This is a genomic window from Chryseobacterium sp. FR048 (assembly GCF_056844665.1).
This window is the reverse complement of sequence record NZ_JBXDSE010000003.1, coordinates 184,847-196,892: the sequence shown is the minus strand read 5'-3', so window position 1 is coordinate 196,892 and position 12,046 is coordinate 184,847. Positions and strand designations below refer to the sequence as shown.

General features: G+C 36.0%; 14 protein-coding genes. All 14 read left to right on the top strand.

All coding sequences use genetic code 11. The annotated features are described in order from the left end of the window. Position 1: 1 nt before the first annotated feature. The 14 genes from AC106K_RS10225 to AC106K_RS10160 all read left to right on the top strand — a co-directional run bounded on the left by AC106K_RS10225 (position 2) and on the right by AC106K_RS10160 (position 11,844). Positions 2-3,331: a SusC/RagA family TonB-linked outer membrane protein gene (locus AC106K_RS10225; protein ID WP_482445052.1), complete on the top strand. Its 3,330-nt coding sequence runs from the start codon at positions 2-4 to the stop codon at positions 3,329-3,331. A gap of 12 nt (positions 3,332-3,343) precedes the next feature. Next, positions 3,344-4,663 carry a RagB/SusD family nutrient uptake outer membrane protein gene (locus tag AC106K_RS10220; RefSeq protein WP_482445050.1) on the top strand — a complete coding sequence of 440 codons (1,320 nt, stop codon included), beginning with the start codon at positions 3,344-3,346 and terminating at the stop codon, positions 4,661-4,663. Between the two features lie 74 nt (positions 4,664-4,737). Continuing rightward, on the top strand, positions 4,738-5,499 hold the full coding sequence (locus AC106K_RS10215) for a LytR/AlgR family response regulator transcription factor (RefSeq protein ID WP_482445049.1): 762 nt from the start codon (positions 4,738-4,740) through the stop codon (positions 5,497-5,499). A 144-nt stretch (positions 5,500-5,643) separates the two neighbouring features. After that, positions 5,644-6,258, top strand: coding sequence for a hypothetical protein (locus AC106K_RS10210; RefSeq protein ID WP_482445048.1), 615 nt, complete (start codon positions 5,644-5,646; stop codon positions 6,256-6,258). A gap of 82 nt (positions 6,259-6,340) precedes the next feature. After that, entirely contained in the window at positions 6,341-6,910 is a 570-nt protein-coding gene (locus AC106K_RS10205) for a hypothetical protein (protein WP_482445046.1), read from the top strand. A gap of 5 nt (positions 6,911-6,915) precedes the next feature. Next, positions 6,916-7,377 carry a hypothetical protein gene (locus AC106K_RS10200; RefSeq protein ID WP_482445044.1) on the top strand — a complete coding sequence of 154 codons (462 nt, stop codon included), beginning with the start codon at positions 6,916-6,918 and terminating at the stop codon, positions 7,375-7,377. Between the two features lie 34 nt (positions 7,378-7,411). Further along, positions 7,412-7,870, top strand: coding sequence for a hypothetical protein (locus AC106K_RS10195; RefSeq protein ID WP_482445042.1), 459 nt, complete (start codon positions 7,412-7,414; stop codon positions 7,868-7,870). Between the two features lie 157 nt (positions 7,871-8,027). Further along, positions 8,028-8,687: a hypothetical protein gene (locus tag AC106K_RS10190; RefSeq protein WP_482445040.1), complete on the top strand. Its 660-nt coding sequence runs from the start codon at positions 8,028-8,030 to the stop codon at positions 8,685-8,687. Next, on the top strand, positions 8,688-9,179 hold the full coding sequence (locus AC106K_RS10185; protein WP_482445038.1) for a hypothetical protein: 492 nt from the start codon (positions 8,688-8,690) through the stop codon (positions 9,177-9,179). 27 nt (positions 9,180-9,206) lie between these two features. Next, complete coding sequence (locus AC106K_RS10180) at positions 9,207-9,689, top strand: hypothetical protein (protein WP_482445036.1); 483 nt, start codon at positions 9,207-9,209, stop codon at positions 9,687-9,689. 27 nt (positions 9,690-9,716) lie between these two features. Continuing rightward, entirely contained in the window at positions 9,717-10,028 is a 312-nt protein-coding gene (locus AC106K_RS10175; protein WP_482445033.1) for a hypothetical protein, read from the top strand. A 66-nt stretch (positions 10,029-10,094) separates the two neighbouring features. Continuing rightward, on the top strand, positions 10,095-10,424 hold the full coding sequence (locus tag AC106K_RS10170; RefSeq protein ID WP_482445031.1) for a hypothetical protein: 330 nt from the start codon (positions 10,095-10,097) through the stop codon (positions 10,422-10,424). Positions 10,425-10,585: 161 nt separating this feature from the next. Further along, the gene (locus tag AC106K_RS10165; protein ID WP_482445030.1) at positions 10,586-11,413 is read left to right on the top strand and encodes a carboxypeptidase-like regulatory domain-containing protein; all 828 of its coding nucleotides are present in this window, start codon (positions 10,586-10,588) and stop codon (positions 11,411-11,413) included. Positions 11,414-11,430: 17 nt separating this feature from the next. Beyond that, the gene (locus AC106K_RS10160) at positions 11,431-11,844 is read left to right on the top strand and encodes a hypothetical protein (protein WP_482445028.1); all 414 of its coding nucleotides are present in this window, start codon (positions 11,431-11,433) and stop codon (positions 11,842-11,844) included. The last annotated feature ends 202 nt before the right edge of the window (positions 11,845-12,046 follow it).

The window sequence follows — 12,046 nt, the reverse complement described above, 5'->3', positions numbered from 1 at the left end:
AATGAAAAAAACTCTAATACTTTTACCCCTTTTAGCTGCTAATATTGCATTGGCTCAACAAAAGAAAACCATCACCGGAAAAATAGAAGACGGAAATACTTCTGCTATCATAGCCGGTGCATCTATAAAAATAGAAACACAATCTGTTTCTACCAAAACCGACCTTACCGGAATCATTGAAAGTGTATCGGTAGGTACAGTGACTGATAAAGACGGAAAATTCATGCTGGAAATTCCGGTAGATACCAAAACCATATTGGTGAGCTATCCGGGATATGAGTCCAGAATCATTCAGATCAATGAAGACCGTACCAATTATACAGTGAGATTGGTTCCTGAAGTTTCAGATAAAAATAAGATCCAGGAGGTGATCATTACCGGGTATCAGAAGATTGAAAAACGTAAACAGACTTCAGCCGTTTCTACGGTGAAGATGGACGCCATCGGTCAGTCTGGTGTTGCCAGTGTTGATCAGATGTTATCAGGGCAGATTGCCGGGGTGGTAGTTACTCCTGAAACAGGATCTCCAGGAGGTCCTGCAAAAATCAGAATACGTGGAACAGCATCATTATCCGGACCACAGGATCCGCTATGGGTAGTGGATGGTCTTCCTTTAGAGGGAAATGATGTTCCTAATTTTAGTGATAAAGATAATATTGACCAGCTTCAGAATTTTTCTATTGCCGGACTGAATCCTAATGACATTGAGGATATTACCATCTTGAAGGATGCCGCTGCAACAGCAATCTATGGAGCGAGAGCTGCCAACGGAGTAATCTCCATTACCACAAAAAGAGGGAAAAAAGGAAGCATAAAAGTCAATTTTTCAGCAGATACTTTTATCACATCCCGCCCTGATTTTGATAAGCTAAATCTGATGAACGCTTCTGAGAAAGTTGATTTTGAGCTCATGCTTGCCAGACGTACTGATCTTACTTACCGTGCTGATAAAGGAGAAGTAATGAGAATCTTAACGAAAAATAACCAGCTTGATGCTTTCAGAGCAGGAGGAGTTGATGCTTTGAATCCGTTGACCCGCCAGCAACTTGATGTTTTGAGAAACAGCAATACAGATTGGGGGAAACTGTTGTACAGAAATGCGATCAATAAGCAGTATGGATTGAGTATTTCCGGAGGGAGCGACCGTTCAGATTATTATTTCTCATTGGGATACTTCGATGAAGAAGGAACAACGATCGGTACAGGGTTTAAACGTTATAACCTGACCTTAAAGAACAACTATAAATTAAGCGATAAATTAAATGCAGGAATCTCTATTTTTGGTACTCAAAGTGAGCGTTCATCATTTATGACGGATGCTGATGCGTCAGCCAGCCCTATCAATTATTCAAGAAATGCCAATCCTTATCTGACACCCTACAACCCGGATGGAAGCTACAGGTATGATCAGGATATGGACGGGATGAGAGATGCATATGTTCCTTTCAACTTCCTTGAGGAAAGAAACAATACAAATTATACGCTGAAAAATCATTCATTAAAAGCCATATTCGACCTGGAATATAAAGTTTCAAAAAGCTTGAAATTTACTTCACAGATCGGACTTCAGTATGATACCAATAAAACGGATAAATTCGCTGCTGAGAACACTTATTATACCAGAAAGATGCGGGAAGGTACTCGTTATTATAAAGACGGGGTTTTCAATTACTTCCTGCCAAAAGGTGGTGTGAAGCAAAATTGGGATAATGAGTTTTTCCAATACAACTGGAAGTTGCAGGGGATGTACAGTACAAAGATCAATTCGGTGCATGAGATTGATTTAATGGCCGGAACGGAGATCCGTAAAACCGAAGATAAAACGACGGTAACAAGAGCTTTTGGTTTTGATAACCTTACTAAAACAGGGGTTCCGATTATTTTCCCGAACTCTAACTTTGCTGCGGATAAAAAATATGAGACCTACCGTGAGTTGCCTACTGCAGAAAATGCCTATGCATCTATGTTTGCGACAGCATCATATACTTTCGATCAGAAATATACCTTCTTTGGAAGTGTAAGATATGACGGAACCAATTTATTCGGGGTCAATAAGAAGTATAAATATCTTCCGATATGGGCCGTTTCAGGATCATGGCTGGTGAGCAGAGAAAACTTCATGAAGAATATCAATACGATTTCAAATTTTAGATTGAGAGCTTCATATGGTCTTCAGGGGAATATTGACCGTAATACATCACCATTCTTTATTGGTGAATACAATACCTCTGTCATTCTGCCAGGTACAAAAGAAGATGTGATCAACGTGATCAGTCCTCCTAATGATAAGCTTCGTTGGGAAAAGACAACTAACGTTAACTTTGGTCTTGATCTGGGATTGTTCCAGAACCGTATCAACCTTACAATGGATGTTTACAACAGAAAAGGAACGGATATGATCAGCATGAAAGATACACCTCTTGAAAGTGGATTCAATTATACGATGATGAACTGGGGAAGTCTTTCAAACAAAGGTTTTGAAGTAGCGTTGTCTACAAAAAATATCAATAAAGAAAATTTTAAATGGTCTACCACCATTAATTTCGCTCACAACAAGAGTAAAGTATTGAGTGAGCAGCCTCGTGATAATTCTTTCCTTCCTTCCAGAGAAGGTCTTCCTGTGAATGCTGTTTTTGCTTTGAAAACGGCGGGAATGGATGAAAACGGAAATCCGATGTTCTGGAAAGGAAATGAGAAGGTAAAAATAGAAGATTTCTTTAAGCTTTATGATGTGTATGAAGAGTTTCTTCCAGGGCAGCTTGTAGATTCGAAACTTACACAGGCAGAGATGAGAAACCTTTTCACCTATATCGGAGACAGGGATCCTAAGTTTACAGGAGGTATTATCAACACCTTTAAAGTTCATAATTTTGACCTTACGGTTTCTGCTACTTTCAGTTTCAAACAGACAGTGATGAGATCACCTTCCTATAGAGGAATGGAACTGGATAGAGGGAGAAACTATACAAGAGATATCTATGAAGCAGGAACTACGCTTCCGGGGATTACAGGTTCAGAAATGGAAAGCAACCCTGGCTGGATGGGAAATAAATGGTTGATGAATAATCCTTCGAATGCATATGGTCTACTTGATTTGTGGGCGAAAGAAGTAAGCTATCTAAGAATCAGTAGCATCCGTTTAGGGTACACTCTTCCTAAAGAATTTACGAGTCCTATGGGAATCAGCAGTCTGAGACTGAGTGTTGAAGGTCGTAACCTGTTTGTATTCAGTAATGGATATAAAGGATATTTCGATCCTGAAACCTATGGTAATATTTACGCACAGCCTATTGCAAAGTCAGTTACAGTAGGATTTAATGTTTCTTTTTAAAACTTGGAAAAAATGAGAAAAATAACAGCATTTATCGCATTGGCAGTGATCAGCTTTACCAATATCGGATGTGATAGATTTTTAGATATTCAACCTGATGGTAAAGTAATCCCAGTTACTGTTGAAGATTACAGAAAAGTACTTACCTCGGCTTATGCAAAATATCCGACACATAAATCTCTGACAGCTATTCGTACAGATGAAACCGCTCTGGATGAAACTCTGAATGAGTTTAATGTATACCGTGAGATTGCCATGTGGAAAGATACGAACAATGATGCTGCTACAAAGGAGTTTTCATGGGTACAATTTTATTCGGTGATCTTCTATCTGAACCAGATCATCAATGAAGGGACTAAAACAATGATTGATTCCCCAGAAAAACAACAGATTTTGGCAGAAGCCTATGCATTGCGTGCTTATGCTTATTTTGATCTGGTCAATCTGTACGGAAAGCCCTATAATAGTGCTACAGCATCTGTAGATAGAGGAGTTCCTTTGAGTCTGGAAATTGATCTGGAAGCAGTATTGAAGCCTTCTACAGTTCAGGAGGTTTATGATCAGGTACTTGCAGATATGAAAAAGGCCGAAGATTTTATAGTCGAGGAAAAGCAGCCATTGAATGCCAGCTATAGATTTTCTAAGATTTCAGTGAAAGCTTTTCAGGCGAGAATTGCTCTTTATCAGGGAGATTGGAACAAAGCTTTAAATTATTCTGAGCAGGTATTGGCAATGAAAAATACTCTTACAGATTTGAATACTACCAATACTTTACCAAATAATTATGGTTCTGCAGAATCAATCATGGCTTTAGATGTTGTGTTTGATGATGGGGAAAGAAATGTATCCTTTGCCTCTCAGGATTTGATCTCAAAATATAATGCTGCTACTGACAAAAGATTCGGGATCTATTTTGAAAAGAAAAACAATCAGTATAAAATCATTAAAAAAGGAACTGCTGATTTCAGAGTGTCTTTCAGAACTTCTGAATTGTATTTCATCAAATCTGAGGCATTATTGAAGTTGAACAGACTTGATGAAGCGAAAGATGCACTTCTTAAAGTTGTGAAAAACAGATATACACCGACTGGTTATACGGCTGTTCAGGGAACAGTTGCTCCAATGAGTGCTGCAGAATTTATGAACTTTATTCTGGATGAAAGGTTCAGAGAGTTTGCAGCAGAGGGACATCGTTGGTTCGATTTAAGAAGAGCTGATCAGAAAAAAATAATTCATACTGTGAATGGTAAGGACTATATTCTTCAGCAGAATGACCCGAGATATACGATAGAATATCCGATGAGTGCGAAGAAGAACAATCCTAATTTATAGAATTTCATATTAACAATCCTTGAAACCGCTAGAGCTTAACCGTTCTAGCGGTTTTTTTGTACTTTTGTACCGTTATGAAAATTGCCATTATAGAAGACGAATTGCTGGCTGTTAATTATCTGAAAGATCTTTTGGGTAAACAGAGCATCATTCCTGTTACTGAAACAGTGGTTCTTCGTTCAAAAAAACAGGCAATTGATTTCTTTCAAAACAATTCTGCAGATCTCGTTTTTATGGATATTCATCTCGGTGACGGGATGAGTCTTGAGATTTTTGAGCAGGTAGAGCTTTTTACCCCAATCATTTTCATTACTGCTTTTGATGAATATGCGATGCGGGTTTTCAGACATTTTACCATCGATTATCTTCTGAAACCTTTCGAAGAAGTAGATCTCCATAAGGCATTACAGAAATTTATCTCTATAAGAAATAATTTTGATCCTGAGCCAACGCTGAAGTCTATTTCCAGTTTACAGAACGGAGATTCTGAAGTGATGAAACGCTTTATGGTAAGAGAAGGGAACAAACTGAGATCCATAGATGAGCATCATGTCGCTTATTTTTTTGCATCCGGAAAATACCTTTTTCTAACGACGAAGGATCATCAGACCTATATCTATGACGATACCATTAAAGATATTATTCAAAAGTTAAATCCACAGGTCTTCTTTAAAATAAACCGTAAATTTATTATCAATAAAGAATCTGTTACCGACATTATCAAGCACACAAGCCAGAAAGTAGAATTGAAACTTTCTCCCGAACCGGAAGTGAATACCGAGGTCTTCATTAGTAAGGTTCAGATTGCAGAATGCCTGAGCTGGCTGAACAGCTGATTTTATTTTGATTTTGCCGTAAGAATGATAATCTCTATTTTGGACGGAGAAAAGGAGTGAGGTGTTTATTGAGTTTTGATCAGATTGAAAGCTTTATTTTTTGCCCTCATTTCAGAGGATTTCCTTTTTATCCAATGATAGAATATGACAACAGATATAAGATTTGAGACTGAGTTTGAAAAACCTCTTACCTTTGAGCAGGCAGAAAGCAGCCTGAACTTTCATAAAGTTTTTGAGATCAATGGTAAAGTTTTTCGGAAGGAGGAGTACAAAAATAATCTTCTCATCAAGGTGATCCATTATCTGGATACTTCGGAAGATGATCAGTTGATTCTTTCTGACTTGGTGAACCGCTATCCGGATTTGACCTGGTTTGAAATGCGGACAACAGAACAGATCGGTACCTACAAAAAAGAAATTCGAAGATTTTTGTTGTCAACAGGGGAATATGAAGATTTTCAGATCACTTTGTTGATGAATGAAGATGGATTACTGATCTACGAAAGAGAAGATGAAATTGTGAATGATGTGGCTCAGGCGTTGACAAGGAAATACTATTACGATCCGGTATTAAAACGTGAAGAATTCGAATTCGTATACGGTGCAAATGGTCACTTATCCTCTATGAGAGGTGCAGGGTCGCCGTTTGTTGCAGAAAATGATTATTCAATAAAGGATAGTGAAATTGAATTTTTCTTTCCAGGCTTTTTATCAGAGCATCCATACTATCAGAACGCAGATTTGTTGCCCATAGACTAGATGTTGGATTTACAGGCGTAATAAAGTAACCGAAAACAAAAAAGGTATCACAGACATAGAATAATAATTCATTTTTGCAGAAATGAAAAGAACAATAACTTATGAAAACGAGCGTAATATTCCCATTACGGAAGAACAGGCTCAGGCGTCCCGGAATTTTACCAAAATTATTAAAATAGATTCCTTAATAAAGTGTAAAGAAGAGTTTATCAATGGTGAATTATGGAATGTTGTATTTTATCAGGAAGGAGAAACGATTGAAGAAATATTCGGTCAATATCCTTCATTGAACGGAATTGATGTAGTAACAAGAAAAGAGGTTCAGGGAGATTATATAATGGAAGAAGTCCTGGGGTATCTTAAAAATGAAGGATTAGTGCTGTGTTCATTCAATATCGATCATGCTTCCACAGGGAGAACGATTTGTTTTGGAGATTATGATGGTCAGACAGGGAAGATCAGAATGGAAACTGTCATAAAAATACAATATGACGATGACGAGAATATTGTCACCAACTTTTACTATAACAAAGAGGGAACAATAGAAATCATTGAGGAAGTAAGCCGGGAAAAAGGGTATCATGATTATCCGGATACCTATTACAACCATGTTCTGCCATTATTTCCTGAGATAGAAAACCATGTACAATAAAAAATATGGCAACAACATTCATAGATTATAAAGATAAAAAAGGGTTCTATATCAGTGAATCATTTATGCAGTTAGCAATTTTTTATATTTCTGAAGAATTAAAGAAATCACAATATACTTTTGTCAACAAAACAGACTTGCTTGATACTTTGGATTCAAGTATCAAGGGGTATGACAAAGGATTTTTGGTGTTATTATGGGATGAAGAACTGGTAGGGACAGATGATGAACAAACGATGATTCAGGTACTGCATAACGTAAAGGCTTCACTTTTGAGTAAAGGGAGCATGATTAGCTTAGCAGAGCTAAAATCTATTCCAACAGATGATCCGGACTTTGAAAGATTGTTTAGCAGTAAACCTTTTCCAACATCTGAACTCATTAAAATTATGGATGCACTTATACAAATGCTCAATGGAAGCTGGACCTCCACCAATCTTTACATGGATATTAATTATAAATTATAAGGAGTATCAATTAATAAAATTAAAGGAGTAAAAGATGGCAACAGAACTAATGGGCTATAAGGGTAAAGGATTTATAACATCAGATATTTTTATGGAGTTGGCTTTTTATTACATTCATGAAGAGCTTAAAAAAGATCAGTATGTTTTCATTCGGAAAGAAATTCTTACAGATTATCATCTGATGGTAATCAATGGTAAAATGAGAGGTTGGTTTGCCTTTCTTTGGGATGAGTATATATCAAATTCTTCAGAAGAGCAGACAATGATTCAAATTCTTCAAATTGTAAAAGACAGCATTCATCATAAAGGGGCTTATATTTCTTTATCAGAACTGCAATCTATCCCAACATTGGACGGTGATTTTAAACTATTTTATAACAAACCTTTTCCAACAGCTGACTTAATCAATATCTTAGAGGCCCTGATAGAAATGCTTCAGGGAAATTGGGATCATGAGGCTTATGATATGCATATCAATTACTACTATTCTTAAACATTTCTCTTTCATACAGAGATTAGGATGGTTAATGTAAAAGCTTTAAATGGATTTATCATTCCTGAACCATCTAAAATCGATGGATTATGGCAGAAATTTCAAAATTTAGAGGAATAATAAACCCTTTCCTATCACGAATAAAAAAACTAATGAAATGAGCGCAAAAATGATTTTTTTTACAAATCCTTATGATGAAGAGTTTCTTACTGAGGAAGAAGCATTAAAGCTGGGAAATTATAGAAAACATATATGGATAGACAATGTCTTAAAGAAAGAAGAAATCTATAGAGAATGTCAGCTTTGGGGTGGTACTTATTATTTATCTCCGGAGGAAAATGTTACGGAAGTACTTATAGCATTAGGTAGAAATCTAAAATGGACGATTAAAGATAATAAGCAACAGGTCAATGGCTATACGATTTGGGAGGGTAGGAGCTATGATCATTTGGAGCAATACCCTACCTACTCAAAAACTGTTTTAGATTCTGACGGACAAGAAATAGCCATAATCACTTATGATACTCTCACTCACAAGCTTAAAAGAGGACTGAAGATCTATAAATTCGGGAATAAGCCTATCCCATGGGGAGATCCGGAGGATGTATTTGAGGAAGACTCAGAAATTCTTTTCAGTTTAGGTGAAGATGGGGAAGTTGAAGTGGTGTATGTGAATAGTTTCCTTTTTAGTAATGACTTCAGCTATACAGCTTCTCAGTTCTTTCGTGCTGCAGGTAATTTCTTTGAAGAAATGGGACTTTCTGATGACGAAATTTACTATTATACCCACGCGGAACCCGTTATTCCTAACTTTTAAATGAAAACAAGAACAATATATTTTGAACTCAATGATTCGGAGGTAAAGCTATCCTTCGGAACCTATGCGTTGATGATGTATTATGGTACACAGATCAATCCTGAAGAGAATAAAAAACTCTTTGATGCTACCCTTTCAGAATGGGTGTACAGAGTGGTATATGATCTTCCGCAAGAGGATTATACTTCCGATAATGATACTTCCCATTTTGTTGTAAAAGATATTCAGGAATCTATCTGCTTTATTGATCGTGCTATTATTCCTGCCTTACAGAATGAACCACTGGATTCTGTTCTGGATAAATTTGGCGGCAAAAAATTTTTTGAAGACAAAGCGTTTTATGAGACTGAAGAATATCTAAGAGCCTTAGGGGTGGGAGGTGAAGAATATGATGATAGCAAAGGGGTATTGCAAATATACTTTATAGAGTTGAGAAATATCCTTCAGGAAGCTCTTGATATGAATACTCCGTTAGAAACTTATATTGATTAGACACAAAAAACGAAGAAGAAATAAAGCATGAATATTGAAATTCTAACCTATTTAAAAGACAATCCGGCAGCTTACCCCGGAGATATGGAGTATGAAGGAAGAATAAAACCTATGTCTATCTCCGAAATTGAAAACCATGAAGCGGTCTATAATAACGGAAAGCTATTTCCTAAAGCATTAAGAGAACTTTTGTTCCTGGCTGGAAAAAGTTGCTATGTGCTGAGTCATAATATCCTTGAGGTTGATGAGCTTCAGGAAGAGCCAAGAGAATGGATGCAAGAATATAATAAAGCAATTCATCGTCCCTTTTATGTAATTGAGTGTTGGGCATATGAAGAATCGTTCTTATTTGTTTATCTTGATGAAGATGATGATCCCATCGTCCGGCAGGCTTATCTGTTTTGTGAGGATTATAATATCCCTTTTATTTCGGACCTGTTAGGAAAGACGTTATCAGAATTTATAAACCGTAGAATCAGTATAAAGAAGGAAGGTTATAATCCGTTTTAATAAACTTAAAACATCATTTAAATAATCATGAATTTAAAAGAACCGGACAAAAGAAGAGTAGATTTTGATGATATTCAATGGGGGGATTATGACTATGACGGAAGTTGCCTTGTTCTGCATAATGGACGTTTGTATACAGGGTATGTGATATTTGATAAGTTTCCGGATGGAACCATTGAAGCAGAAATGGAATATAATTCAGGCAGTCATATCGGATGGGAAAATGAGTACAATGAAGCCGGGATCCTTGTTTATTCCTGCTACTCAGTAGGGCCCACCACCAAAGAGGTGTATCGATATGATGATGAGGGAAATTTGATTGACCATTATAGATTGTAAATGACTATTTCACGTATGACTACACCACATTTACTGGAGAAATATAAAATCAGTTTTATAAATAAAATGACGAGACTTCATGATGGGACAGAATTCCATCGGAAAATTGCTGTACATGAAGTTTCTGATGACTATTGGGGATATTTTCTTAACCATTTTACATCGGTTTCGGATATAGATGAGATCATAGGAGATATTGATTTTATCTTTTCTGAGGGAAAGTATGATCCTGAATATTGCCTTGAGATTTATCTTCAAAGCCTCACAGTAAGATATACAGATACAACCGCACGTTTTTTAGATGAAAATGAAGAACGTTGTATTGAAGAAGTTCCGTTACATGAAATGAAGGAAATACTTCTTTTATGGAAAGAGTTTATTCAGACAGATAAATAGGGTGAAAATTTTAAACACTTCTTGGTGTGTTAAAGTTTATTAAATACAGCCGGAATATTGATTAAAAATTATAATTATGCGGAGCAGTATAGGTTGAATGAGCTACCAAACATAATGTAGACCTTTTTACTACTGCTTTTATGATATAATAACTAATTTCTATGAGAGCTTGTTTCTTTTTAATTTTTCTAGGAATATTCTGTAATGCTCAGGTAATAACAGGAAAAATAATATCCAGATATGATAATACCCCTTTTCCCTATGCAAAAATTGGAATCGGTAATGAAGAAAACGGAACCATTGCCGATGAAAATGGAAGCTACACCCTTGATCTGAGTACGGTAAATAAAGATTTAAATTTAGTGGTTGAGGTAGGTGGTTTTGATCAGTTTACCATTCCTATTAAGAACTTTTTACAAAACAGCAGCCACACCATTCTCCTGAAAGAAAAAGTAAAAGATATTGCGACAGTGGATATTACCCCTAAAAAATATAAAGATAAACATTGGGGAATAGACTCTAAATCTAAGAAAATTCTGTTTGCCACTTACCCTGAAAGAAAAAAAGACAAAGAAGAGCAGTCTCTCGAATTGGCTATTAAGTTTTCAAATAAAAAGAAAGCGAAAATCCAAAAAATCAACCTGAATATCGCCGATTTTGAAACCGATGTACCTGTCGAATTGAGGGTGAATGTATATGACAATAAAAACGGTATTCCCGGTCAATCGGTCTTATATAAGGATATTACAACGGTTATTACAAAAAACTCAATCGTTGAGAATACATTTAGTCTTGATGTAAGTGATGAGGATATTTATGTAAACGATGACTTTTTTGTCAGTATACAGTTTATGAACTACTTTAAAGGTCATATTTTCATTAGCGGAGCCCTGTTTAAAAATGTATTTAGAAGAAAATATTATGGCAATTGGGAAAAGACATCATTAGCCTCTCCCGCTATTAATATTGATGTAAAAGTTGAAAAATAAACATTTTATCCGGCAATATGAACTTAAAAGATTTTACCATTATCAATCATCATATAAGTTTCAATAATCCATACTATGCCAATTTGGAAAACTTATTGAATAGCAATTTTAATAAACCGGAAACCTTAAAGGATTGTTTGAATGAATTAATCTATTTAGAAGATCATTGGAACAATATTCAGTTAAGAGATACATTTATTGAGGCAAGGCTGGGTGGCTATTGGGATTGGGAAGGGTTGGGTGCCCGTAATGTGACAGGAAATTGGCTTACATTGATCGCATTTGATGATTTAAATGGTTATATCAATGCCGATGACAGAATGTTTTATCTTGAAAACGAAATACTTATAAATGAACCTATTGTAGAAATGCCGATGGAAGAATTTATAGATATTCTGCAACAATGGAAACAAATACTGCCTACCTCATAAGAAAAGAGCAACTACACATCCGTAAAGCTTCATCAGCGACAAAGTCGCACTTCTTAGCTTCCTAAAATAAAACACCCGAATCACTCATCCTTTGCGTGAAAAAAACTTAGCCACTGTTTGTTATTAAGAATATTAAAGCACAAAGAAGACAAAAACGGTTAAATACCCGTATCCTAAGTCATTCGTGCATTAGTGGCGAATA

What these genes read in the sequence shown, in the direction of transcription:
- AC106K_RS10180 (WP_482445036.1), top strand. Translation starts at nt 9,207, where the DNA reads ATGAATATTGAAATTCTAACCTATTTAAAAGACAATCCGGCAGCTTAC.
- AC106K_RS10170 (WP_482445031.1), top strand. Translation starts at nt 10,095, where the DNA reads ATGACGAGACTTCATGATGGGACAGAATTCCATCGGAAAATTGCTGTA.
- AC106K_RS10165 (WP_482445030.1), top strand. Translation starts at nt 10,586, where the DNA reads ATGAGAGCTTGTTTCTTTTTAATTTTTCTAGGAATATTCTGTAATGCT.
- AC106K_RS10225 (WP_482445052.1), top strand. Translation starts at nt 2, where the DNA reads ATGAAAAAAACTCTAATACTTTTACCCCTTTTAGCTGCTAATATTGCA.
- AC106K_RS10205 (WP_482445046.1), top strand. Translation starts at nt 6,341, where the DNA reads ATGAAAAGAACAATAACTTATGAAAACGAGCGTAATATTCCCATTACG.
- AC106K_RS10195 (WP_482445042.1), top strand. Translation starts at nt 7,412, where the DNA reads ATGGCAACAGAACTAATGGGCTATAAGGGTAAAGGATTTATAACATCA.
- AC106K_RS10220 (WP_482445050.1), top strand. Translation starts at nt 3,344, where the DNA reads ATGAGAAAAATAACAGCATTTATCGCATTGGCAGTGATCAGCTTTACC.
- AC106K_RS10175 (WP_482445033.1), top strand. Translation starts at nt 9,717, where the DNA reads ATGAATTTAAAAGAACCGGACAAAAGAAGAGTAGATTTTGATGATATT.
- AC106K_RS10160 (WP_482445028.1), top strand. Translation starts at nt 11,431, where the DNA reads ATGAACTTAAAAGATTTTACCATTATCAATCATCATATAAGTTTCAAT.
- AC106K_RS10200 (WP_482445044.1), top strand. Translation starts at nt 6,916, where the DNA reads ATGGCAACAACATTCATAGATTATAAAGATAAAAAAGGGTTCTATATC.
- AC106K_RS10210 (WP_482445048.1), top strand. Translation starts at nt 5,644, where the DNA reads ATGACAACAGATATAAGATTTGAGACTGAGTTTGAAAAACCTCTTACC.
- AC106K_RS10190 (WP_482445040.1), top strand. Translation starts at nt 8,028, where the DNA reads ATGAGCGCAAAAATGATTTTTTTTACAAATCCTTATGATGAAGAGTTT.
- AC106K_RS10185 (WP_482445038.1), top strand. Translation starts at nt 8,688, where the DNA reads ATGAAAACAAGAACAATATATTTTGAACTCAATGATTCGGAGGTAAAG.
- AC106K_RS10215 (WP_482445049.1), top strand. Translation starts at nt 4,738, where the DNA reads ATGAAAATTGCCATTATAGAAGACGAATTGCTGGCTGTTAATTATCTG.